Origin of the sequence: Terriglobus roseus (genome assembly GCF_900102185.1) — a bacterium.
Lineage (GTDB): Bacteria > Acidobacteriota > Terriglobia > Terriglobales > Acidobacteriaceae > Terriglobus > Terriglobus roseus_A.
Map to the genome: position 1 here is coordinate 770,265 of NZ_LT629690.1, position 23,617 is coordinate 793,881.

Annotated in this window: 18 protein-coding genes and 1 tRNA gene; 10 read left to right on the forward strand and 9 right to left on the reverse strand. The window is 56.7% G+C overall.

Annotated elements, in window-relative coordinates; all coding sequences use genetic code 11:
* Window positions 1-22: 22 nt before the first annotated feature.
* Both lon and BLT38_RS20655 read left to right on the forward strand, forming a co-directional pair.
* Window positions 23-2,623 carry an endopeptidase La gene (lon, locus tag BLT38_RS03505; protein WP_083343938.1) on the forward strand — a complete coding sequence of 867 codons (2,601 nt, stop codon included), beginning with the start codon at window positions 23-25 and terminating at the stop codon, window positions 2,621-2,623.
* A 135-nt stretch (window positions 2,624-2,758) separates the two neighbouring features.
* Window positions 2,759-3,265, forward strand: coding sequence for a DUF6321 domain-containing protein (locus BLT38_RS20655; RefSeq protein ID WP_197674923.1), 507 nt, complete (start codon window positions 2,759-2,761; stop codon window positions 3,263-3,265).
* 66 nt (window positions 3,266-3,331) lie between these two features.
* Here the strand turns inward: BLT38_RS20655 and BLT38_RS03515 are convergent, their stop codons facing one another.
* Together BLT38_RS03515 and BLT38_RS03520 are read right to left on the reverse strand one after the other, a co-directional pair.
* The gene (locus BLT38_RS03515; RefSeq protein ID WP_083343939.1) at window positions 3,332-4,153 is read right to left on the reverse strand and encodes a fumarylacetoacetate hydrolase family protein; all 822 of its coding nucleotides are present in this window, start codon (window positions 4,151-4,153) and stop codon (window positions 3,332-3,334) included.
* A 4-nt stretch (window positions 4,154-4,157) separates the two neighbouring features.
* Window positions 4,158-6,125: a YjhG/YagF family D-xylonate dehydratase gene (locus BLT38_RS03520; protein WP_083343940.1), complete on the reverse strand. Its 1,968-nt coding sequence runs from the start codon at window positions 6,123-6,125 to the stop codon at window positions 4,158-4,160.
* Between the two features lie 130 nt (window positions 6,126-6,255).
* Here BLT38_RS03520 and BLT38_RS03525 point away from each other — a divergent pair, with 130 nt between their 5' ends.
* Complete coding sequence (locus BLT38_RS03525; protein ID WP_156784998.1) at window positions 6,256-7,395, forward strand: glycoside hydrolase family protein; 1,140 nt, start codon at window positions 6,256-6,258, stop codon at window positions 7,393-7,395.
* A gap of 138 nt (window positions 7,396-7,533) precedes the next feature.
* On the forward strand, window positions 7,534-8,184 hold the full coding sequence (locus BLT38_RS03530) for a GntR family transcriptional regulator (RefSeq protein WP_083343941.1): 651 nt from the start codon (window positions 7,534-7,536) through the stop codon (window positions 8,182-8,184).
* On the opposite strand, the gene trpS is transcribed toward BLT38_RS03530, so the two are convergent.
* The 3 genes from trpS to BLT38_RS03545 are packed head-to-tail and all read right to left on the reverse strand — an operon-like array spanning window position 8,185 to window position 10,686.
* Complete coding sequence (trpS, locus tag BLT38_RS03535; RefSeq protein WP_083343942.1) at window positions 8,185-9,264, reverse strand: tryptophan--tRNA ligase; 1,080 nt, start codon at window positions 9,262-9,264, stop codon at window positions 8,185-8,187.
* Window positions 9,265-9,296: 32 nt separating this feature from the next.
* Window positions 9,297-10,001 (reverse strand): site-2 protease family protein, encoded by a 705-nt coding sequence (locus tag BLT38_RS03540; RefSeq protein ID WP_083343943.1) that lies wholly within the window; start codon window positions 9,999-10,001, stop codon window positions 9,297-9,299.
* 52 nt (window positions 10,002-10,053) lie between these two features.
* Window positions 10,054-10,686 (reverse strand): lysophospholipid acyltransferase family protein, encoded by a 633-nt coding sequence (locus BLT38_RS03545; RefSeq protein WP_083343944.1) that lies wholly within the window; start codon window positions 10,684-10,686, stop codon window positions 10,054-10,056.
* Window positions 10,687-10,795: 109 nt separating this feature from the next.
* Here BLT38_RS03545 and BLT38_RS03550 point away from each other — a divergent pair, with 109 nt between their 5' ends.
* Both BLT38_RS03550 and BLT38_RS03555 read left to right on the forward strand, forming a co-directional pair.
* Window positions 10,796-12,685 (forward strand): PAS domain-containing protein, encoded by a 1,890-nt coding sequence (locus BLT38_RS03550; RefSeq protein ID WP_083343945.1) that lies wholly within the window; start codon window positions 10,796-10,798, stop codon window positions 12,683-12,685.
* A 50-nt stretch (window positions 12,686-12,735) separates the two neighbouring features.
* On the forward strand, window positions 12,736-13,500 hold the full coding sequence (locus BLT38_RS03555; RefSeq protein WP_083343946.1) for a glycosyltransferase: 765 nt from the start codon (window positions 12,736-12,738) through the stop codon (window positions 13,498-13,500).
* On the opposite strand, the gene BLT38_RS03560 is transcribed toward BLT38_RS03555, so the two are convergent.
* A complete protein-coding gene (locus BLT38_RS03560; protein WP_083343947.1) occupies window positions 13,497-14,246 on the reverse strand; it encodes an ABC transporter ATP-binding protein in 750 nt (249 codons plus the stop codon). The genes BLT38_RS03555 and BLT38_RS03560 overlap by 4 nt on opposite strands.
* A 20-nt stretch (window positions 14,247-14,266) precedes the next feature.
* Window positions 14,267-15,667: an efflux RND transporter periplasmic adaptor subunit gene (locus tag BLT38_RS03565; protein WP_083343948.1), complete on the reverse strand. Its 1,401-nt coding sequence runs from the start codon at window positions 15,665-15,667 to the stop codon at window positions 14,267-14,269.
* A 264-nt stretch (window positions 15,668-15,931) separates the two neighbouring features.
* Here BLT38_RS03565 and BLT38_RS03570 point away from each other — a divergent pair, with 264 nt between their 5' ends.
* The 3 genes from BLT38_RS03570 (at window position 15,932) to BLT38_RS03580 (ending at window position 19,892) form a co-directional block, all read left to right on the forward strand.
* On the forward strand, window positions 15,932-17,704 hold the full coding sequence (locus BLT38_RS03570) for a GWxTD domain-containing protein (RefSeq protein ID WP_083343949.1): 1,773 nt from the start codon (window positions 15,932-15,934) through the stop codon (window positions 17,702-17,704).
* A gap of 205 nt (window positions 17,705-17,909) precedes the next feature.
* A complete protein-coding gene (locus BLT38_RS03575; protein ID WP_156784999.1) occupies window positions 17,910-19,673 on the forward strand; it encodes a carboxypeptidase-like regulatory domain-containing protein in 1,764 nt (587 codons plus the stop codon).
* Window positions 19,674-19,816: 143 nt separating this feature from the next.
* A tRNA-Lys gene (locus BLT38_RS03580) sits at window positions 19,817-19,892 on the forward strand.
* 588 nt (window positions 19,893-20,480) lie between these two features.
* Here the strand turns inward: BLT38_RS03580 and BLT38_RS03585 are convergent.
* Entirely contained in the window at window positions 20,481-22,166 is a 1,686-nt protein-coding gene (locus tag BLT38_RS03585) for a S53 family peptidase (protein WP_331711403.1), read from the reverse strand.
* 158 nt (window positions 22,167-22,324) lie between these two features.
* Between BLT38_RS03585 and BLT38_RS21095 the strand changes: the two genes are divergently transcribed.
* Window positions 22,325-22,627: a pantoate--beta-alanine ligase gene (locus BLT38_RS21095; RefSeq protein ID WP_172838131.1), complete on the forward strand. Its 303-nt coding sequence runs from the start codon at window positions 22,325-22,327 to the stop codon at window positions 22,625-22,627.
* A 37-nt stretch (window positions 22,628-22,664) separates the two neighbouring features.
* Here BLT38_RS21095 and BLT38_RS03595 read toward each other — a convergent pair whose 3' ends face one another.
* The gene (locus BLT38_RS03595) at window positions 22,665-23,429 is read right to left on the reverse strand and encodes a hypothetical protein (RefSeq protein ID WP_156785000.1); all 765 of its coding nucleotides are present in this window, start codon (window positions 23,427-23,429) and stop codon (window positions 22,665-22,667) included.
* Between the last annotated feature and the right edge of the window lie 188 nt (window positions 23,430-23,617).

The window sequence follows — 23,617 nt, forward strand, 5'->3', positions numbered from 1 at the left end:
TCTGATGGAAGGACACTCAACTATGTCAAACGATTTTGTAAGTGTGATCCAGCCGACGGCGTCGGACCCGGACCGCAAGCGCAGCGCGCGCGCCCTCCCCGTCCTTCCCGTCCGCGATACCGTGCTTTTCCCGCATGCGGTGCTGCCTTTGACGGTGGGCCGGGATAGCTCGATTCAACTCATCCAGTCCCTGGGTGACGAAAAGACCATCCTGGTGGTGGCGCAGCGTGATGCCCGGCAGGACACGCCGGACGCCAGCGAACTGCACCAGACCGGAACCCTGGCCACCATCCACAAAGTGGTGAAGATGCCGAACCAGAGCCTTTTTGTGTTCACAGAAGGCACGGAGCGCATCCGTCTGGGTGAATTTGAGCAGCGTACGCCGTTCCTGACGGCCAGTTACGAGTTGGTTCCCGACAACGACGCCGAAAAGACGCCGGAGTTGGAGGCGATGCAGCGCAATGTGGTTTCGCAGTTTCAGCAGATTGTGGCGGCTTCGCCGACACTGTCTGACGATCTGCAGACGATTGCTCTGAATATCGAGGAGCCGGGCCGGTTGGCCGATTTCATCGGTTCGTCGCTGCCGTTTTTGACCACGGCTGACAAGCAGGAATTGCTGGAAACCACGGACGTGGAAGCTCGTATGGAGCGCCTGAACAAGCACCTGGTGAAGGAGCTTGAGGTGCAGCAGCTTCGTTCGAAGATTCAGAACGAGGTGCAGGATGCCGTGCAGCAGTCGCAGCGTGAGTACTACCTGCGCGAGCAGCAGAAGGCGATCAGCAAGGAACTGGGCGAGACCGACGAGACCAACAAGGCCATTGAGGAACTACGCGCCAAGATTGAAGCGGCGGGCATGCCGGAGGACACGAAGAAGGAGGCTCTGAAGGAGCTGAACCGTCTTCAGCGCATGAATCCTGCGCAGCCGGATTACAGCATGACGCGCAGCTACATTGAATGGCTGGCGGTGCTGCCATGGGCCAAGTCCAGCGGCAAGCAGGTGGATATTCCGCAGGCTGCTGCATTCCTGGATGAGGATCACTACGGTCTGCAGAAGGTGAAGGATCGCATTCTGGACTACCTCTCTGTGCGGCGTTTGAAGCCGGATATGAAGGGGCCGATCCTGTGCTTTGTTGGACCTCCGGGCGTGGGTAAGACCTCGCTGGGCAAGAGCATTGCACGTGCGCTAGGACGTAAGTTTGCGCGTATCTCGCTGGGCGGTATGCATGATGAGGCGGAGATCCGTGGACATCGTCGTACGTACATTGGCGCGATGCCTGGGCAGATCATCCAGAACCTGAAGCGTGTGGAGACGAACGATCCGGTGTTCATGCTGGACGAGATCGACAAGCTGGGCCGCGACTTCCGTGGCGATCCGGCGAGTGCGCTGCTTGAAACGCTGGACCCTGCGCAGAATGGCACGTTCCGCGATAACTACCTGGATCAGCCGTTCGATCTGAGCAAGGTGTTGTTCATCTGCACGGCGAATCAGCTCGATCCGATTCCGGCACCGTTGCTGGACCGTATGGAGATCATCGAACTCACCGGTTATACCGAGGAGGAGAAGATCAGCATTGCGGAACGGTATCTGGCTCCGCGGCAGATCAAGGAAAACGGCATCGATGGCGATGAGCCAAAGGAGAAGGATCACAAAGCTGGAAACGGTGTTCCTGTAGCTGCTGTTTCCGACGATCGCGGTGATCTGCTGAGTGGCGATGCGGCAGTTGCGCATTCCACGGCGGAGAGCAGCCCGGAGGTTCCGGAGTCCCAGTTGCCGAAGCAGACGGCTGAACCGAAGATCATCTTCCCGCGTGAGTCGCTGGGCATCATTGCACGGCATTACACGCGTGAGGCTGGCGTTCGCCGGTTGGAGCAGTTGATTGGCACGGTCTGCCGTAAGCAGGCGCGCCGCATCGCTGAAGGCAAGACGGAGACGTTGACCGTGACGCCTGAGGTGATTCGCGAGTTCCTTGGTGGTTACAAGGTGCGCGTGGATACGGAGATTGCGGAGCGTACGAAGCGTGCAGGTGTAGCGGTTGGGCTTGCGTGGACTCCTGTGGGTGGCGATGTGTTGTTCATCGAAGCCAACAAGATGAAGGGCAAGGGCAGCTTCCAGATCACGGGCCAGATTGGCGACGTGATGAAGGAGAGCATGCAGGCAGCACTGACATGGGTGCGTTCCAACGCGACCAAGCTGGGGCTGGATGAGGATGTGTTGAAGGACATTGATCTTCATCTGCATGTGCCTGCGGGAGCGATCCCGAAGGATGGCCCAAGCGCAGGTGTGACGATGGCTACGGCGATTGTTAGCTTGCTTACCGATATGCCGGTCCGTCCGTTGCTGGCAATGACGGGCGAGATCACGCTGAGCGGCAATGTGCTGCCGGTGGGCGGCATCAAGGAGAAGTTCCTTGCTGCGAAGCGTGCCGGTGTGAAGGACGTGATTCTGCCGATTGATGTGAAGCCGAACGTTGAGGAAGATCTCACGGCCGATCAGATTGAAGGCATCACGATTCACTATGCGTCGCGCATTGAGGATGTGCTGGCAGTCGCTCTGCCGCACACGATGAACGAACTGAAGAAGGACACCGAGGTGCGCGAAGAGCTGGTGCACCAGGCAGCGTAAAACTGAATTGCAGCTGAATGACGCGCGATCTGAAAAGGTCGCGCGTTTTTCTTTTGCAGGATGGCATGAGTTTTATCAAGACGAATCAACTCAAATGGGTTGCAGACGCTCTTATGGTTTGAGAACGGAGTGTCTATGGCGAAAGCTGCTGCAAAGAAAGTGAGTGCGACAAAGAAGTCTGTGCGGCGTTCCATGCCCAAGGAAGGGCGCGATCCGAAGGGCGGGCTGACCGAAGCGGGGCGTGCGTGGTATGCCGCGAAGACTGGCGCAAACCTGAAACCGGGCGTGAAGGGGCCGCCGGATACCCCGGAGAAGATGCGTCGCAAAGGTTCGTTCCTGGTGCGGATGTTTACGAATCCACGTGGGCCAATGCAGGATGCGAAGGGAAGGCCGACGCGGTTGGCGCTAAGTGCGCAGGCGTGGGGAGAGAAGCTGCCGAAGACGATGCATGAGGCGCATATGCTGGCGGCGGAGGGTAGGCGTTTGCTGGCGCAATACCATGTGGCGAAGAAGGCTGCAGCGAAGATAGCAATTGCGAAGAAATCGGCCGTGAAGAAAGTTTCTGCAAAGAAAGCTGCTGCGAAGAAGTCCGCCGTTAAGAAATCGGCTTCAAAACCTGCTGCGCGAAAAGCGAAGTCTTAGTGGGATCGAAAGGTCCTTCTTGCACTATCTGGATTGCCAAGACAACCTTGGCAATCCAGTTTTATTTTATCGCGTGGCTACTCTGTTTTCTAACGTACCGATGCCGTCGATGCTCACCTGGATCACATCGCCGTGAGAGAGTGTGAATTCCGTGGGCGGCACAATGCCTGTGCCAGTCAGCAGAAATGCGCCCGTTGGAAAATCAAGCTCACGGTAGAGATATTCGAGCAGCTCTGCGGGATCGCGTTTTAACTCTGCCAGCGTTGTGCTGCCGCTGACGACGGTTTCATCGCCACGCAGAATCTGTAGTGTGATCTTTGTGGCGCGATCCACCGAGCCATTCCATAACAGGATGCAGGGACCGATTGCGCAACTGCCGTTGTAGACCTTTGCCTGCGGGAGATACAGAGGGTTCTCACCTTCGATATCGCGCGAGCTCATGTCGTTGCCGATGGTTAGGCCAATGAGCTTGCCCTTGTTATTTGCCACCAGCGTTAACTCAGGCTCGGGAATTGACCACGTAGCATCGCGGCGGATACGCACTTCATCGCCGGGATGAATCACGCGCCACGGTGACGCCTTGAAGAACAGTTCTGGACGTTCCGCAATGTACACGCGGTCGTAGAAGTCGCCGCCGCCAGCAGCCTGGCTCTCTTCCATGCGCGCGTTGCGGCTGCGATAGTACGTCACGCCGGAAGCCCAAACCTCCTGCGATGTCACTGGCGTAAGCACGTCACCTGTGATGGTTTCGGCGTTGCCTTTGGAGGCGTTTACTGTGGCAATCACGTCTTCGCTGTTGAGCAGGGCATCCCAATCGGCTGTGTTCACGCGGTGGGTGGCGCCATTGTCTTCCACGAAGATGCCTGTGGTGGTTCGGTAGAGCTTCACGGTGTTACTCCTTCAGTGCGGCTTTCGCGCCGCGTGCAAGCTGGGTTATGACAGCATCCGCATCATAGACGCAACCACCCCACACTCCGCCACTGGCCTGCACGAGCGCTGCCCATAAGCGGGTGTCGTTGGTCATTGCGGGATGTGGATGCAGGTCTTCGCGCAGACTGCGCATCGCTAATCGACGCGCACCTTCTTCGGCGGAGAATGTCTCATTGGCTTCGCCCACCAGATCGACCGAGGCGCTCAGCGTGGTGCGGTTTACGGTGATGTGAATGGTGTCTCCCTCGCGTACTTTGCCGATGGGGCCGCCAGCAAGTGCCTCGGGTGAGATATGGCCGATGCACGCTCCTGTTGAGACACCGGAGAAGCGCGCATCGGTGAGTACTGCAACGTGTTTGCAGAAGGGCAGGTTCTTCAACGCGGAGGTCACCTGATACACCTCCTGCATGCCCGCGCCCATCGGCCCGCCGCAGATCATCACCATCACGTCGCCATGCGACACCTCGCCAGCCTTGATGGCGTGAATCGCATCCTCTTCGGTGAGGAAGATGCGTGCTGGTCCAGTGTGGCGATAGACACCATCAGCATCGATGAGAGTGGGATCGATCGATGTGCTCTTGATCACCGATCCTTCCGGTGCAAGGTTGCCGACAGGGAAGCTGACAGTGGAGGTCAGGCCGCGTGCGCGTGCTCCATCCGGAGAGAAGATGACGTTGTCTGGATCAATCCCATCGACTTCTTGTAAGCGTTGTCGCATGCCGCGCCGACGTTCGCTTTGCTCCCACCAATCCAGATTGGCATCCAGTGTCTCGCCTGTAACTGTGCGGACGGAAGTATCCAACAGACCGGCGCGACGAAGATGCAGCATGACTTCTGGCACAGCGCCAGCGAGGAATACCTGCACCGTCGCATAACCCACCGGCCCGTTGGGCAGTGCGTCTACGAGACGCGGGATTGCCCGATTCACGGCGATCCAATCCTCTGATGTGGGACGGCTCAGTCCAGCGGCATGCGCGATTGCAGGGATGTGCAAAAGCAGATTGGTTGATCCGCCAAAGGCTGCATGGACCACCATTGCGTTGCGGACGGCAGCGTTGGTAAGTACATCGCGCGTGCCGATACCCGACTGCGTCATGCGCAGAATGGCTTCGGCCGACTGCGCGGCAGCGCGCAGCCATACTTGCTGACCAGATGGGGCTAGCGCGCTATGTGGCAAGGAGAGTCCCAACGCCTCGCTCACCACTTGTGATGTAGCGGCAGTGCCCAGGAACTGGCATCCCCCGCCTGGCGACGCGCAGGCACGGCAGCCCATCTCTGCGGCCGTCTCCAGGCTGATCTGTCCCTGCGAATAACGTGCGCCGATAGTCTGTACCTTGCCCGCATCCTCGCCGCTCTCAGGCAGGAGTGTGACTCCACCGGGAACGAGGACGCTGGGATAGTCTCCGGATGAGGCCAGCGCCATCATCATGGCGGGCAGTCCCTTGTCGCAGGTTGCAATGCCGATCACTCCGCGTCGTGTGGGGAGCGACCGCATCAGTCGACGCAGCACCATGGCAGCGTCGTTGCGGTAGGGCAGCGAGTCGAGCATTCCCGCAGTCCCTTGCGTGCGGCCATCGCATGGATCAGTGCATGCTCCGGCAAACGGGATAGCGTGACGATCTCGCAGAGTGCGTGCGGCTTCCGCCACCAGCAATCCCACCTCCCAGTGTCCTGTATGGAAGCCAAGTGCGATGGGCGTTCCATCCGCTGCGCGGAGGCCACCGTGGGTGCTCAGGATGAGGTATTCCGGATCGCGTAGACGTGCGGGGTCCCATCCCATGCCGGCGTTTTGCGAGAGCCCAAACAAGTTGCCGGAAGGTTGCTGAAGCAACATCTCCGGTGTGATGGGAAGAGCGCCCTGCGGCCCGGCGTCGTGCGTGCGGAGTGTTTCCCAGTCGTTTCCGCCGTCCAACAACTGCTGCAGCGTCATTACGTCTCCCTGTGTGCGGATTGCGACGGGATTATCGTACCTGCCGGGATGCGCCGATGGCGAAAAGCAGAGCAAGTGGACCCAGGAAGTCGTTGACACGCGACTGTGTATCCGCAGAGACTGCGGGGCGATGGTTAATCGTTCAACTTCGTATGTTCGGCGCGTGCTCCGCCGATTTCAGGTGCCGGTTGGTGTTGTGTTTCTTCTGCTTGTGCTGTGGTCTCTGCCGCTTGCGGGACAACGGGCCTCATCGCGGATGGATGAGCTTGATCTTGCTGCGGCGATGCAGCCCGTTCCTTCGACTGCGGTCTTTCGCGATCCGGGATACTTTGTGTGGTGCGGAACGATGGTGCGCGGTGAAGATGGCAAGTATCACCTGTATTACTCGCGCTGGAAGGTTTCGACTGGATTTGAGAGTTGGGTGACGGCTTCTGAGGTCGCACATGCAGTTGGAGCTTCGCCAACAGGGCCGTTTGCGTTCCATGATGTTGCGTTGCCACCACGAGGTCCGCATCTATGGGACGGCATGGTGACACACAATCCCACGGTGCAGAAGTTCGGGAAGAAGTACTACCTGTACTACACAGGAAATACAGGTGATGGCGTGATTCTGCCCACGTTGAACTGGACACATCGCAATCACAATCGTGTGGGAGTGGCTGTTGCGGATAATCCCAATGGACCGTGGCAACGGTTCGATCATCCGCTGATTGATGTGAGCGCGGATGCGTCTGCACCCGACTCGCTTTCCATTTCGAATCCCAGTCTGACGCAAGGGAAGGATGGCACGTTTTACCTGTTGTACAAGGCGGTAGGACAACAGAAGCCGTTGCCGTTTGGCGGACCCGTGGTTCATCTGATGGCAACATCGAAGTCGCCGACAGGGCCGTTTCAGAAGGACCTGACGCCAATGTTTACGATTGCTGGAAACAACTTTCCATTTGAAGATCCGTATTTCTGGTTTGATCGGCAACGCAATCGGTATTTCGTGATCATGAAGGACAACAAGGGTGCAGTTTCCGGGACGGGACGCTCATCATTAGTGCTCTATCAGTCAGTGGATGCGAAGGATTGGAAGGCTGCGAAGCATCTGCTGGTGTCTGACCTGGTTTTGCATTGGAAGGATCGACCTGCACAAACAGTGGCACGCATGGAGAGACCGCAGATCTTCTTTGATACGCGCGGCATCGCACAGGTGTTGCTGGTTGCAATTTACGAAGACTCGAAGACCACTTACAACGTCCGTATTCCATTGGATACGCAGCAATAGCTCCTGTTGCTGATTTAGTAATTTTTGGCCCAAATTGGGAATTGGGCGCGGACTGGCCGACCGAAAACAGATGAAATCTGAGGCCCGCGTGTAAGCTGAGTGGCACACCACACAACCAAGAAGGGATGAACCGGTTCCATGACACCCCCACGGCCTATGACCTCATCCAGCCTCACGGAACACGCACACCAGAGCATTAAGCGCCACATCCTGAGCACCAGCATGACGAGAGGTGAGCGGCTAACGGAGGAATTCTTTGCGCGAGAGCTGGGTATAAGCAAGAGCCCAGTGCGAGAAGCCATGAATTCTCTTGAACGCGAAGGCTTATTAAGGATTGAGCCGCGTCGAGGAGCATATGTCAGAACGTTTTCTGATCGGGAGATTGCGGACCTGTATGCCGTGCGCGAGATCCTCGAAGCTTATGCGGCGACACATGCAGATGTGACGGACGAGTTTGTCGCCGGATTGCGTGCCAGTGTGAACCGGACGAAGGAAATTCTGCAGCGTGACGACAAGGCCTCGCACATTGAGGAAGACATTGCGTTTCATGCGCAGATTGTGGAGGCCGCGGGGAATGCAGAGTTGACTCGTGTCCATGCCAACATTCAGGACAAACTTTGGTTATGCCGCTGCCAGACGTATCAGATTACGTCGACGGATACGCCCAAGGCGCATGGAGAGATTACAGAGCGCTTTGCTGCAGGTGACCGCGCAGGAGCCGTGGAGGCCGTACGCGGTCACATACAGTTCGTATCGAAGGCATTGCAACGAGCGCAGTTGCCTGCGTAACTACAGGCCGATAGCAGAGCGGACTTCCACCATGGTGGATTCCGCGAAGCTGCGTGCTTTCTGTGCGCCTGCTGCGAGGATTTCTGTCACGAGCTGCGGCTGCGCTTCGAAGTGAGCGCGGCGTTCGCGGATGGGTTCAATCTCGCGCAGGATGCTGTCAGCAGCCCAGCCTTTGCACTCAATGCAGCCGATGGAGGCGCTGCGGCAACCTTCGTACACCTTCGCCATCGTCTCAGGTGTTGAGAAGACTTTGTGCAAATCGCCCACTGGGCAGACATCGGGGTTGCCGGGATCGGTGCGGCGAACGCGCGCAGGATCGGTGACCATGCCTTTCAGTTTCTTGCGTACGTCCTCTGCAGGTTCTGTCAGGCCAAGCGTGTTGCCGTAGCTCTTGCTCATCTTGCGGCCGTCGAGACCGGGCAGCTTGGGCGAGGGCGTAAGCAGAACTTTCGGCTCGGGAAGAATCTGGCGTTCGAGAACGTTTTCGCTGATCTCCGCCTTCATCAATTCCTTGTCAGACTCTGCCGCCGCAATTTCGGGAGTGACTGCTGAGCCATAGAGCTGGTTGAACCGTCGCGCAACTTCTCGCGTGAGTTCCACGTGCGAAACCTGGTCCTGTCCAACGGGAACAAAGTCCGGCTTGTACAGCAGGATGTCTGCCGATTGCAGCAGGGGATAGCCGAGGAAGCCGAAGGTTGCAAGATCCTTCTCGCGAAGCTGTTCCTGCTGGTCTTTGTACGTGGGGACGCGTTCCAGCCAACCGAGCGGCGTGAACATGCCGAAGAGCGTGTTCAGTTCGCTGTGTTGCGGCACATCACTCTGCTTGAAGATGGTGCAGCGTTCGGGATCGAGGCCTGCACCAAGAAAGTCGAGCGCGACTTCACGCGACTTGGCGCCGACGTTCCCGGGGTTCGCGTAGTCCGTAGTCAGCGCGTGGATGTCTGCGATGAAGAAGTAGCAGTCGTACTGCTCCTGCAGACGCACCCAGTTGTATAGGGCGCCCATGTAGTTGCCCAGGTGAAGACGCCCAGTGGGGCGCATACCGCTAAGGACGCGGCGCTTGCTCAGTTGTTCGGTCATTCCTCTTTGAGGATAGCTGAAACCGTGCCGTTTCAGAGAAGCACGATCAGATGATCGAAGATGGAGAGCAGCGGCATGTAAAACCAGCCGAGGATGGGGGTACGGATGAGGATCAGGAAGGCGACAATGCCGATAATGCCGCTCATGTTGTCGTAGCTTTGCTGGATGTTGTATGGCAGGAAATTGCGCAGAATGCGCGATCCGTCCAGCGGCGGAATCGGAACCAGGTTAAAGATCGCCAGCACGATATTGATGACGACCGAGCAATACAGCAGCAGCGACAGCGGATAAATCACTGATGTGCCGGAGAGCGACGCGTCGACTAGTCCGTGGCGGAAGTCGACCGCGTTGAACACGGCGTCTGTTCCGGTTTTAAAGATGTGCTTGATAGCGAGCAGCAGAATGAGCGAGGCGATGGCCAGCAGCAGGTTCGACGCAGGACCAGCAAGGGTGACGAGCATGTCGTCGCGCTTGATGTTGCGAAGATTGCGTGTGGTGACGGGCGTCGGTTTAGCCCAGCCGAGAAGCGGCATGTGGGTGAACGCGGAGAGCAGCGGAAGCACCACGGAACCGATCGGATCAAGATGCTTGATGGGGTTGAGCGTGACGCGGCCCATCATACGCGCTGTCTGGTCGCCAAAGTAGGAAGCCGTCCACGCGTGTGCAAATTCGTGGAAGGTGAAGGCGAAGATCAGTGCCACAAATTCAAAGAGGACGAGTGCGGTTTCCTGGCTCATGCTGCTTTGCCGAGTGTAGCAAGTTACGGACGCTTGGACCTGCCGCAGGCCTCTAACGGGGCGTTTCGGCTTGGTTAACGGCCTCATCCAGCAGTTGTTGGAGTTGCTGAGTGGTTGGCGTGGCAACGGGGGCTTGCCAGACGATGCGAACGCGGCTGAAGGGCTTGGGGATGAGGAAACGATCCCAGCTTTTCAGTGTCCACGCACTTTCCGGGTGAAGGTAAAAGCAGGACGCGGTGCTGTTGCTGCGGTTGGCAATGGCGGCTGCGCCTTCTTTGGCGACGTAATTGGGGCCGCGTGGACCGTCGGCCGTGATGGCGACCTTGTGACCCTCTATGCGGGCGCGTGTGGCTGTTAAGAGCGCTGCTGCGCCTCCGCGTGAGGATGATCCGCGAACGGGCACAAAGCCGAGTCGCTGAACCAGCCTCGCAATTAGCTCGCCGTCAAAAGAGTCGGAGATGAGGATACGTATGCCGAGATTGCGGTACCGCCATGCCGCCAGCAGAAGGCAACGATGCCAGAAGACGTAGACCTCGGGCTCAGCCGGGTACACATCGGCAGGATGCGCGAGCGGGGCATAGTCGGGCTGCCAACGGAAGGTCGCGCCCAAAAGGTGCAATAGCCCGCTGGCGACGCGCGGAATGACGGCCAGAAGAACTCGCTGTTTTGGGGTGAAGTCCGCCACCGCGATTTATTGTATGTTGCCTGACACGCTCTATTTTGTTTTTGATAGAGGACTTTGTTCTGTAGCAGGTGTGACATAGACTGTGTGAACTATTCCCTGGAATCCATCCATGAAAGACGTTGAGGACAAACGGAAGTCTGAGGCGAGACCGTCTGCGTTAGAGCAGGCGGTGATGGCTGCTGATGTGACAGAAGACCTTCGTTGGGTTCTGGATAAGTTGCCGGACGGCGTGCTGTTCATGGATCGGGAATGGCGGATTACCTATGCCAACGAAATGGGCAGGAAGATCAGCCGTCTGCATCCTGAGGACCTGAACGGGCCTACGCATTGGGAGTTGTTTCCTGCTGCGGTGGGGACCGAACAGGAAGAACGCTATCGGCGTGTGATGGAGCAACGTGTAACGGAGGAACTGGAGTTTTTCTATCCTCCGTTCCAGGTCTGGATTCATTTGCGGGCTGTGCCAATCTCCGGTGGCATGGCGGTGATTTTCAGCGACGTAACGGAGCTCCACCACGCACAGGATGACGCTGCGAAGCTTACGCAACAGTTGCAGCGGGTGTTTGAAGCAACCTCCGATGGTGTTGCAGTGCTGAATCGGGAGTGGCGCTACACGTATCTGAATCGTCGCGCGAAGGAAATCCTGGAGCGGGATGGCAGGGAATTGCTAGACCAGAATCTGTGGAACATGTTCCCGGAAACAGTCTTTGAAGGATCGGCCTACGTTGAAAACTTCTATCGCACGATGAATGATGGCGTGGCCACTGCGTTTGAGGCGTACTATCCAGCGCCTTTGAATGGATGGTTTCGGCTGGAAGCGCAACCGTCGCCAGATGGCATCGTGTTGTTCTTCCGCGATATCACGCGTTCGAAACAGTATGAGGCGGAACTGCTGGCGGAGAAGGCTGAGACAGAGCGACAGAAGGCGGAACTGGAGGCCGTGTATCGGACTGCACCAGTTGGCCTGGCGCTTTTTGATGCGAAGGAATTTCGTTATCTGCGGGTGAATGACCGGCAGAGCGAGGTCGTCGGCGTGCGTCCTGAAAAGCTGTTGGGTATGCGGATTGAAGATGTTGTGGTGGCGCCCGCAGTGCCCAATCTGTTTCGAGAGCGCGTATCTAAAGGCGAGACAATTCGCGACATGCTCTATGAGACGGAGTTGCGGACCAGACCTGGTGAAGTACGAGCTTTCAATGTGAACTACTCGCCGATCATGGATGAGGCTGGCGAGGTACGCGCAATCAGTGCGGCTGTTCTTGAAGTGACGCAGTTGCGCAAGACGGAGAAGGCGCTTCTGCAGAGTGAGAAGCTGGCAGCCGTAGGTCGGCTTGCCTCGTCCATCTCGCATGAGATTAACAACCCGCTGGAAGCTGTAACGAATTTGCTGTACCTGGTGCAAAGGGTAGGTGGCTTGCCAGAAGAGGCTCGCTCCTACCTGTCGTTGGCGCAGGATGAATTGGTTCGCGTGTCACAAATTGCCACGCAGACGTTGCGCTTTCATCGGCAGGCGAACAAGCCGACACATGTGACGGCGGCGCAACTGGTGGATGCGGTGTTGAATCTGTTCGCTGGCAGATTGCTGAATAGTGGCATTCACGTGGAAGCTGGGTATAGTACCGCGGCTCTCATTCTGTGTTTTGAAAACGATATTCGGCAGGTGTTGAACAATCTGATCTCGAATGCCATGGACGCGATGAGAACGGGTGGACGCTTGTTCGTGCGCGCTCACGACGCAGTGGACCCTGAGACTGGAGTTGTCGGAGTGCGAATCACTGTTGCTGATACGGGGACAGGCATGTCTTCCGATACGCAGCGGCGATTGTTTGAGCCCTTCTTCACCACGAAGGATTTGAACGGTAATGGGCTGGGGCTCTGGATCTCGCGGCAGATAGTCGATCGTCATTGCGGAAGGCTCACGTTTCGCTCTAAGCAGGGCGAGGTGTTGCACGGTACGGTGTCCGCATTGTTCCTGCCTTGTGAATCGACTGAGCTGCAGCGCTAGTGGTGCGTTAGCATGATGCTTGTGCTGCATGAGGAGGCGGCAGGCCAACTATGGATCTGACGCCGGTTCCATGCTGCACGCTTGTGGTGCCCTGCTACAACGAAGAACTCCGCTTTTATGCGGATGCGTTTACGGCATTCCTTCAGGCACAACCGGATGTCCATCTGCTGTTTGTCAACGATGGCAGCAGTGATGGAACGTTGGCGCGTTTGCAGGCCTTTTGCGCGGAGCATCCCGGTCAGACGTCTTTACTGGATCTTCAGCCGAATGGCGGTAAGGCTGAAGCGGTTCGCAAAGGAATGCTTCATGCGATGGCGTCGGGTGGTGGAAGCACCGTTGGTTTTTGGGACGCTGATCTTGCCACGCCGCTGGATGCCTATCCTGAGTTTCGCGAAGTGTTGGACGAACGACCCGAAGTGGAGATGGTGTTCGGAGCGCGCATCCGATTGCTGGGACGTCACGTTGCCCGTAATCCCATGCGGCATTATGCAGGACGCGTCTTTGCCACGACCGTATCGATCATGCTGGGGCTGGCCATCTACGATTCTCAGTGCGGTGCAAAGGTGTTTCGCGCCACACCGCGATTGGAACAGGTACTGCGGCAGCCGTTTGTGTCGCGATGGATCTTCGATGTTGAGATTCTTGCGCGCTTCCTGAATTCGTGGCGCGCCGACGGACTGAATCCCGACGGGCGCATCTACGAATTGCCGCTGCAGACATGGATCGATGTGCCGGGTTCGAAGGTGAAGTTGAACGATTTCATTCGCTCTTTCACCGACCTGCTACGTATCCGGAAGAACTTTCCTAGCCGTTAGTGAGTCGCCGTAGCAGGGACGAGCTTGTGTGAAGGCTTGTCGCTTGCGATGACGCCGTCGCGGATCGTGACAACGCGGTTCGCATGTTCCGCGATATCCGGCTCATGGGTCACAAGCACAATGGTGTTGCCCTGGCGATGCAGCTCTTCAAAGAGATTCATGATCTCGATCGAGGTTTTCGAATCGAGGTTGCCGGTGGGTTCGTCGGCAAGGATGATGGAAGGGCTGTTCACCAGAGCGCGCGCAATGGCCACACGCTGACGCTGGCCGCCCGACATCTCATTGGGCTTGTGATCCATACGTGAACCGAGGCCCACGGATTCCAACACAAACTTAGCGCGTTCGATTCGTTCTGCAGCGGGTGTGCCGTTGTAGATCAACGGCAGTTCCACATTGTGCAGAGCGGATGCGCGTGCCAGCAGGTTAAACGTCTGGAAGACGAAGCCGATTTCCTTGTTGCGGATGCGGGCCAGTTCGTCGTCCGTGAGACGTGAGACATCGTGCCCGTTCAGGCAGTAGGAGCCCTGGGTGGGGGAATCCAAGCAGCCGATGAGATTCATCAGCGTGCTTTTGCCAGAACCTGACGGGCCCATGATGGCGGTGTATTCATTCCGCTGGATTCGCAGGTTGACGCCGCGAAGTGCGTGAACCTCCTGCTCGCCCATGATGTAGGTTTTCCAAAGGTCGTTGGTGACGATCACATCGTTCGGATCGCACGTTACGCTGGAATTTGCTGCTGAACCCATAGTGTCCTTCAGTGTAATGCTCAGGAGTTCTGGCCTTCGTTACCGGTGCTGTTGTCGCGCTTGACGGCGGTGCCACTGGTGAGTTCACGAAGCACCTTGTAGCGGCCAGTGACCACTTCATCGCCGGGCTTGAGACCACTGAGTACTTCAATGTCAGTCAATGCTGTGATGCCGGTCTTGATGGGAGTGAAGTAAGCGCGCTGCTTGCCATCCTGTTGGCGCAGAACGTAGACGCCCTGAACCTTCGGTGCGGCCTTCGTATTGTCAGTCGATTTGGATGTATCGACGTCCTGGCGCTTGCCGCGATTCTTGGCGAGCACGGCTTCTGCAGCCGTATCGCGCGAGACGAGTGCCTGCAGCGGCAGAACGACGGCCTGCGAAACAGTAGCGGTGGTGATCTTCGCCGTAGCGGAGAGGCCGGGGCGGAGTGACTCGTTGTTCTGGCCGTCAATGTTGTCGAGGGTGACGACAATCTTGAAGTCCTTTGCCTCTTCCGTGCCGGTTGTGGATTGCGAGGTGGCAATGCCGGTGGTGCGGAGCAGAGCCTGATCGCCTACTTCTGTGACGTGGCCTTTGAAGACCTTGCCGGGCAGGGCATCCACTGTGACATCCACGGCCTGGCCGTTCTTGACGAAGACGACGTCGGTTTCATCGACCTTGACCTCAGCCGTGACGACGGACATGTCGGCGACGGTCATGAGGGTAGAGCCGAGCGCGTTCTGGATGCCGGTGACCATGGTTTCGCCCTCGCGGACGGGAACGTTGGTGACGAGGCCGTCAAACGGTGCACGCGAAATGGTACGGTCAAGCTGGTCGTAGTTAACGCGCTGCGAAGCGACCTGCTGGTTGACGTGGCTGACGGCTGAGGTGGTCTGTGCCTTGGATTGGGCAAGGGAAGCCTCACGCTGTTGCACTGTGGCAGCGCTGACGTCGAAGGCGGCCTTCTTTGCGTCGTAGTCCTGCTTTGCGATCAGTTTCGCGTCGTAAAGCTGCTGTGCGCGGTCCATGTCGAATTTTTTCTGCACAAGATCGGCCTTCGCCTGGACGAGGTTGGCTTCGGCAGTCTTCTCCGCGGCGACGTAGCTGTTGACGTCGGTCTTCATAGACGCGATATTTGCGTCCTGCGCAGCGACCGTGGCGGCAGGCTGCACGCTTTCAATGGTCGCGAGCGTTTGGCCCGTCTTGATGTGATCACCCTCCTGGACGTAGAGGTGGGTGATGCGGCCAAATGCGGTGGCGCCGATGTTCACATAGTTCTTCGGCTTGATCTGGCCCGTGCCGGTGACTACGGAAGTCAGGTCCTGCTTTGTGATTTTGGCTGTGGTGACGGCGGTGACGCCGGACCGGCTGTGGTAGATGGTTCCTCCAATGATGGCAGCGAGGAGGATGACGCCAAGAACAATCAACAGGACTTTTTTCATAGAGATTCGTCTATCCGTCAGCAAACGGGTTTCAGCACGGATACGGATGGATTCCCGGGAAGGTTCCCTGAATTACACCCTGGAATTGCGCTGGGATGAGGTTCGAACCGGTCGCGGAACCATCATAGCAGTCGTAAATTGACGTGGCAGCACCGATTCGGCATTGGCTTTGGGCGCATCCAATACGTCGCTTGCCCGGCTGGTGTGAGGTCTTTACAATACAGTTACCCGAAATATCGTTCGGGTTGGCGGAGCAGCAACAGCATGAGCAAGGCAGTCTGGCAGGGAAAGATCGGTGCAGTGGCGCTGATCTGTGGATGGATGGTAATGACCGGGAGCGCTCACGCGCAGACCTCGACCCCGCCTGATTCGCAGCAACCGCAACAGCAGCAAGAAGCTGTCCCTTCTGTTAATAAGAACGCGCCGCCGGAAGAACGACCGGATCCGATGAAGCGCCGCCTTTCTGACCGCGAGCGCGTGCAGCAGCAGAAATATCTGAAGAACGAATTGAAGCCTGACGGCACCTGGAAGAAGTGGCTGGAACAGGACGTGGTTTGGATCATCACGGACCAGGAGATGCAGGCGTTCAAGCAGTTGAAGAACGACGAAGAGCGCGAGAACTTCGTTGAAAACTTCTGGCTGCGCCGCAATCCGAATCCGGATTCGCCCGAGAACGAGTACAAGGACGAGCACTACCGTCGCATCGCCTACACAAACGAACATTTTGCGGCAGGTAAGCCGGGATGGAAGACCGACCGCGGCCATATCTACATTGCGTTCGGTAAGCCGGATTCGATTGATTCGCATCCTTCTGGTGGTACCTATCAGCGTCCGATTGAAGAAGGTGGCGGCACCACATCGACCTTCCCGTTTGAGACATGGCACTATCGCTACATCGAAGGTATCGGCGACAACATTGACTTGGAATTCGTCGACACCTGCCAGTGCAACGACTACCACCTGACCATCGACCGTTCTGAAAAGGACGCGCTGAAGTATGTGGCGGGTGCAGGTTCCACGCTGTATGAGCAGATGGGTATTGCCAAGCGCGAAGACCGTATGAACAACGGTCTGGAACAGCTGGGCAATGGCCCGATGGCGACCTCGCAGCAGTCGAAGCAGTTTGACCGCATCAACCTGTACGCAAAGATCATGGCTGCACCGCCCATCAAGTTCAAAGACATGGAGCACTACCTGACCACGTCTGAAATCCTGAAGGGACCGCCGTTCCTATTCGACGTCCGCACGGATTATGTGAAGGTGACGAACGATACGGTGCTGGTGCCAGTAACGCTGCAGATCCGCAATCAGGACATCACGTTCAACACCAAGGAAGGTGTTTCTACCGGCACCGTGAACATTCTGGGGCAGGTATCGAACATCAACCACCGCGTGGTGCAGACGTTCGAAGACACCGTAAATGTGCAGGTGCCGAGCGAATTCCTGGCGCGTACGCAGGCACAACGCAACCTATATTGGAAGGCCCTGCCGCTGCGTCCGGGCATGTACAAGGTCGATATCGTTATCAAGGACGTGAACAACCCCGACCACGTAGGCACGTGGAAGCGTTCGGTGAACGTTCCAAAGTATGACGACGACCATCTATCGGCTTCGTCCCTGATTCTGGCTTCCAGCATGACGCGCGTGCCGTCGAAGGAAATTGGTGCGGGTTCGTTCGTCATCGGCAACACCAAGGTGATGCCGAGCGTGACCACTGGCCCCGGTGTTCCGGCGACGTTCAAGAAGTCGACGAATCTAAACTTCTGGATGCAGGTTTACAACCTGGGCATTGACGACAAGAGCAAGCAGAACAACGCAGAAATTCAGTACCAGGTGACCAACCTGGATACGAACAAGCAGGTGCTGGACACAACGGAGTCCACCACCAAGACAAATCCGAACGCTGACCAGGTGACCCTGGAAAAGAGCCTCCCGCTGGGAAGCCTGGCACCCGGAAAGTACCAACTTGCCATCAAAGTGAACGATGGCATTTCCAAGCAGCAGATTTCGCAGACAGCGAACTTTGTTGTGGAGTAAACTGCTGGGCAGGCTGGTTTGCCATGCAGGGCTTCGGCTGGTAAGTGCATCGGGCGGATTCCGTAGATCGGAATCCCGTTCTTAGGGACGAGCAAGAAGGCAGGACACGACACGCCGCTCGCCCGAAAGTATTTCGTTTTCCCGGGTTCGCAAGATTGAGAACTTTCCGGGTGAGGCTGATACGCAGAGAAGGCACACCTACGCAGTGAAGCAGTCGACGTTGCAATCCGGAATGCTCCTTACGCTGGCAGCGCTGGCGTGTTCGCCATTGGCGGATGCGCAGTCACGACGCGTGGTGGATGCAGCGGGAAGCGGCCTGCTCACTGGCGTAATCCGTGATGCAGAAGGTGTTCCGCAGATGGGCGCGCTTGTTGAGGCGATCCTGCCGGACACCGGCCTGGTGGCTTCTGCCGTAACCGATTCGCGTGGACGTTACCATCTGAATCTGCGTCCGGGACAGTACAAGATCAAAGCAACTGCAGCATTGCTGATGCCTGCGGTTCGACAGCATTTAGTTCTGGCGCGCGGCGGACGCACCGTTGTGGACATGACGCTGTCCACGTTGTTGGCTCCCAGCGGTTGGATTCCCGCCTCGCGTCGCACCGTGAATGAACCGAGCGATGACTGGATGTGGACGCTGCGTTCCTCGGCAAGCCGTCCCATGCTGCGATACGCGGATGAGAAGACCTATAAGGTCGAAACAAACGATGATGGCCAGTTAAGTGTCTCCTCAAGCCAGCAGGAAAGCCGCCGTGGTGCAACGGGCGGAAGCGTTTCTTTGAAAGCCAGCGACGGCGGATTTGGTCGTGGCGGTAGCCACCAGGTACTGGTGCTGACACGTGTTGACGATCATGGCAGCGGCTCCGTCTTGCGTGCTGACCTGTCCGGGCCAAGAACCCCCTATCCTGTTTCCCCATCTGCCGATGTGAGTGTTGGGTTCCAGCGCCGCACGATGCTGAACGGATACGCACGCACGGTCCTAAGCTATAGCGGTCATCCTGAGTTGACTTCCGGTGTTGGACAGACTGGCCTGCAGGGAGCCGTGCTTCGTTCTGCGGAACGGATGGAGCTGGGCGACATGATCCGCGTGGACGTGGGGTCCGTTCTGCGCGAAGTGAATTTGAGCGGCAATGCGGTGGCTATGGAGCCGTTTCTGCGCGTACAGGCACATGGTCCCGGCGGTCTGATGCTTGCGTACGGGATGACACGGTCGCGTGGCACGGAATCGATTGAAGATCTGGATCGTGTGCAGGCGCCGCTTCCGGTTGCCGTGATGCGTAAGGGCCATCTCCGCATGGAAACGGGAAGTCATCACGCATTGTCTGCTGCAAAGAAAATTCGTGGCGAAGGCGTGATCGAAGTGGCGCTGTACCAGGATTCATTGCAGAATCCGTTGATCAGTGGCATTGGAACGTTGGCCGTTGCAGAGATTCCAGCAGAAGGTTTCATTGCCGACCCAACGACCGGAACGTATCGTGTAGTGGGCAGAGACTACTCCAGCGGCGGAGTACGTGTCTCATTCCGTCAACCTGTGACGCATAGCTTGAGCCTCGGAGCAGAAGTTGCAACGGGACGTGCTTTGCGCGCAGCCTTTGTGCAGCAGCAGGGAAGTTTGAACGACGTTCTCGCGGGACTTTCGCCGGATCGCATGTATGCCGGAACAGCTTTTGCCGATGGAAAGATTCTGCGTACAGGCACAACACTGCGGGCGTCTTATCGCTGGCAGCCAGCACGAACGCTGACGGCCGTGGATGCTTATCGCGTGGGTGATGATGGAGCTTATCTCTCGTGCTCCGTGCGTCAATCACTGGCACGTTTGCCGGGATTGCCACAAGGATTGGAAGCAGTCGTGGATCTGCAGAATCTACTGGCGGAAGGATACCAACCGTACCTCTCCACCGATGGGCAAACGCTTTATTTAGCGCAGACACCGCGCGCTTTGCAGGCCGGGCTGACGTTCACCTTCTAAGACGTTTTCCTCATGCGTGAACGCTTTGAGGCATGCCCCAGTCTGTGCTATAGTTACGGAGTAACGCAGCTGTGACGGAGCTCTCCGCTCCCTGCCGTGTTGGCCTTTCGGTCTTCGGTACGTTCTCAGCGTGTTCCCAACCTGGACGCGTAGCTCAACTGGCAGAGCATTCGACTCTTAATCGACAGGTTGTAGGTTCGATTCCTACCGCGTCCACCATTCAATCAACAACTTACAACCTTGCTCGTATGAGCATTCGATTTCCAGTCGACACATCCGATCAGATGACTGGCTGTAAAGGCTTTAAAAGCAATGGTTTGAACGTTTCGAAAATTGGGCTATGACGCTATGTCTTGTGCAGATGAGTTACGATCCCGGTTTGACATCCGTTCGCCGCTTCGTCAGAAGCGTTTGAGTTGGCCTTCCCAGCCTTAGAACCTCCGATCGTACCAGCGAATGGGGGGAGGTGCTTAAGTTCTAACGTCAGGAAGTTATTCGCGCGAATGGAGCGGGCCGACGAGAGTCTAAACGAACTGAGCCCGCGGCATGCTCTACGGTTAATGACCGGCTTTGTATTGCGTCTAGCGATTTGCGTTGGACGAGTTCACCTGAAGATCTATCCACTCAGCGAGAACCACACCATCCTCCGAGACTCAAGCTATTTGTGCCAGACGCTCGAAACGCGGCTAACGGTTCTCAGTGCGAGAGGACTCCGCGATTCGCCTCCCGAGGTTGCATGCTGAAGCCGTGCGTTCCTAGAGATGTGACTGATGGCGAACTGGGAGACCTGGACCTTGCAGTGGGTCCCTAGACCGACAACCTGCAACTTCCAAGCCTCCGCTTTTCACTTGTTGCTTGCAAAGTATTCAAGATGGCTGTTCCGTTTGGAGTTTCGAGCCCTGTGCAGGCATCCCATCCTTTGTTGGCGGCGTATCCGACAATCGTATTTGCGATACCGTTATCGCCCTTTACAACGTCAGTCAATGTGCCTGGGTTGGAATAGAGGAATGGGTTTATAAAACCGACATTCTTCTGTGTTGCTTGATTGATGACAGCAATGAGAGCGGACATGAGAGGAGCAACTGCGCTGGTGCCTCCGCCCGCATATTCAACGGAGTCGACTCGAACAAAATAGTTCGTAGCGCTCATCGCGATATCCGGGACTCCGCGACCCGGTCTTCCTCTGACGAGTGAATCTGGTAAACCTGCATTGAGTTGGTAGTCGGGTACGTCATAAGAGACACTTATACCGCCTCCGGAGGCCCACCCGCCACCATCTCGGCTATTCGTGTCGAACGGATTGCCGTCGTTACAAAGAACGTCGACACCGTTGCTGATTTGAGTGCCACCGCAGGCCAGTACGTATGGGTCGACCGCTGGGTGATCGACATGAATCACTTTGTCCCATTGGTTGGCTGGTAGGTCAGCGACTCCGTGATCACCCGAGGCGACACAGACGGTGATGCCTAAAGCAGCAGCATCTATGAAGAGGTCGTGATACGCGGACAGCTCTTGTCCACCGGCGCTTGCAGGCTCTGGTCCACCCGAGCTAATCGAAATGACATCGATCGATCGTTCCTGATCGTGAACGGCGGCGCGAATTGGGTCGAGGAAGCCCGCATCACCTTGGTTTGGGGCGAAGTAAACAAATATGTTTGCTCCTGGCGCACACGCTCCGATGATTTCGATATCGAGAGCAACTTCATCGTCATCGCCCCCTTCTTGTGTTGGCGAATTCGTCACATTGTCGACCGATACTTGAGTGATCTTCGGTAGCGGAATGCTGATTTCATCGAAGTAGATCTGCAAGTCAGCAACTCGATACCCTCCTCCCAATTCAATGATCGCTATCGATTGGCCCGTTCCGTCCAGCTTCCGGCCTTGGTACTGGGTCGGGAAGGAGTACCGGTTTGCGAAGTACGTCGGCGCCTCTCCGTTGTCGCCTCCCGGTCCGTCCAGAGCGGACACTCTAACCCGAGATGAGGCCCGTCTCTTGCGTCGCGTATCAAACCCAATAATCCCAACCACGAGACCCGCTAGTTCAGGTGGAATCTGTATCTCTCCTGTTCGGCCGCGGTAAGTCCCAGAGGCGTGTTGGTAGATCCGGATATTGGCAGGGAAAGCCTGTAGCAGGTCAGAAATTCGCCCCCTCACGATGACCGAACGGGACTGCTGGTTGCGATCGACAACTGTCAGATTGTGCCGTGATGCATACTGCTCGACTGCATCGAGATCCGCGGGATCGGCGCCATACCGCGTCGCTAGCTCTTCTCGCGAGAGATATGTACGTTCCGATAACTGTGTTTTAGCCGTCTCTTGTACAAGGCGCTCAAGTTCTTCCCGAGATCCCAAAGAACGGACTCGAACGATGAGACTGGCCATCTCGTTTGGGTCTACTGGTCCGACGAGGGTTGAATTGGGCAGAAGGGTCCGTTGACTTCCTTCAAGAGAAACAAATTTGGGCATAGGAACCTCACTCGCTTTCGCGGTCATTTTTTATGCATGAGCGGGACAATGCGGATCGACTGGTTCAACTCAATCGAGACGAAGAATCAGTACAGACGCGCGATAAGGGCGATTTACTTGGTTGCGAGAAGTCCTGGCCCGATGCATAGCGTTCCCAAGCCTTGCTTCAACGAAATAACAGCGTCGTGTTACTCGCAGTCGATGTATTCGTGGCCGGCGTGAAGAAGGCGATCTGCGCTCAGGCGGGTGTACTCAGCAGTGTGGATGTCTTGGTATTCACAGGGGGAATAGGAGCGCGTGCTGCTGTGATACGTGAGGCGAACGGTCTCACGTTGAGTTCGCGTAATCGCTACTTATCAGAACCGGAACGGCGGGAAGCAGAAGCCTTATCGAGAAGCCTCCATGCGGCTCAGGTAGAGGTCACTGGAGGACAACGTGACACGGTCCTACTTAGGTTCTATCTGGACAGCGACGCAACGCTTGTCTGAAGCCACACTGAACCCAAATGAAGCCGCCATTCATGTGTCATATCAAGCCGTGGAACTCTAGTTGGTCGAGCCACGTCGCGTGGTTGCGATCCTGCGATTCATCCACAAGCAGCCACTCTTCGTGCATAGCCCTAGACCAAGCCAGTGAAACTTGTCGCGGCCTTCGCATGCTGACCAGAGCTTGCAAAAACCTCTGTTTCAGGGGATCGGAAGCCCACTCAATCACCGAGTCGATCACCGTCGTTTGCGATAACTGACCAATGCTATGGGGAAGCGGCGGTAAGGGATTGTAGTAGGCTCTCGATCTCCACTGTCTCTCGATACGGCGGAGGAGGTTGGAGTTTCCTTGCATGGCGCTTTGGTTTGCCATAAGAATGACAACGAGAGTGTTGTCTCTTTTATCTGACCCGCGAGCTAGATGATGCTGTTCCTCATCCTTCCTTATTTGTGCGAGTCGGGGTGTTAAAACTTCCGCGGCCGGGATTTCAGAATTGGCTGACAAGAACTGTCCGAGTATGTTGAGCGTTGCATTTCGATGTTTTGAAGAATCCATCCAGCCATTGGGCAAACGATAGTCCTGTCTGTTCGATCCTGGGATCTCCCGCGCGTTGATAAAGAGGAACCATCTCTGATTCGAAGAGTTGATGATGCGCCGTATTTCAGCAGCTATTGAAACGACGCCACCCAACTCTTGCTCATCGTGAAAGCTGAAGAGAGGTGTCCAATCCATTTCTCCCAACCTGTGAAACGCAGCCTCTTGAAAGGCCTCAAACAGGTCGTCGGGATGATAGATGTCATTCATATCAAGCCAAAGGCAGTTAACGGCCGTCTCGTATTTGCGAAACACTTCGGCCGCTATTGACGCTACGCCTTCCTTCCCAGGATCCGCAGTCACAACAACCAAACTAGTTTGCAGATGATGAAGGGAAACTCGACTCCAGGTTTTTACTAGTCACCAGAGGAAGCTCTCACTCTCTCGGCCAGTAAATG

Coding starts and splice junctions, on each gene's coding strand:
- BLT38_RS20655 (WP_197674923.1), top strand. CDS start 2,759: ATGGCGAAAGCTGCTGCAAAGAAAGTGAGTGCGACAAAGAAGTCTGTG.
- BLT38_RS03565 (WP_083343948.1), bottom strand. CDS start 15,667: ATGAAAAAAGTCCTGTTGATTGTTCTTGGCGTCATCCTCCTCGCTGCC.
- BLT38_RS03560 (WP_083343947.1), bottom strand. CDS start 14,246: ATGGGTTCAGCAGCAAATTCCAGCGTAACGTGCGATCCGAACGATGTG.
- BLT38_RS03525 (WP_156784998.1), top strand. CDS start 6,256: ATGGTTAATCGTTCAACTTCGTATGTTCGGCGCGTGCTCCGCCGATTT.
- BLT38_RS03550 (WP_083343945.1), top strand. CDS start 10,796: ATGAAAGACGTTGAGGACAAACGGAAGTCTGAGGCGAGACCGTCTGCG.
- trpS (WP_083343942.1), bottom strand. CDS start 9,264: ATGACCGAACAACTGAGCAAGCGCCGCGTCCTTAGCGGTATGCGCCCC.
- BLT38_RS03595 (WP_156785000.1), bottom strand. CDS start 23,429: ATGAATGACATCTATCATCCCGACGACCTGTTTGAGGCCTTTCAAGAG.
- BLT38_RS03555 (WP_083343946.1), top strand. CDS start 12,736: ATGGATCTGACGCCGGTTCCATGCTGCACGCTTGTGGTGCCCTGCTAC.
- BLT38_RS03530 (WP_083343941.1), top strand. CDS start 7,534: ATGACACCCCCACGGCCTATGACCTCATCCAGCCTCACGGAACACGCA.
- lon (WP_083343938.1), top strand. CDS start 23: ATGTCAAACGATTTTGTAAGTGTGATCCAGCCGACGGCGTCGGACCCG.
- BLT38_RS03585 (WP_331711403.1), bottom strand. CDS start 22,166: ATGACCGCGAAAGCGAGTGAGGTTCCTATGCCCAAATTTGTTTCTCTT.
- BLT38_RS03520 (WP_083343940.1), bottom strand. CDS start 6,125: ATGACGCTGCAGCAGTTGTTGGACGGCGGAAACGACTGGGAAACACTC.
- BLT38_RS03540 (WP_083343943.1), bottom strand. CDS start 10,001: ATGAGCCAGGAAACCGCACTCGTCCTCTTTGAATTTGTGGCACTGATC.
- BLT38_RS03570 (WP_083343949.1), top strand. CDS start 15,932: ATGAGCAAGGCAGTCTGGCAGGGAAAGATCGGTGCAGTGGCGCTGATC.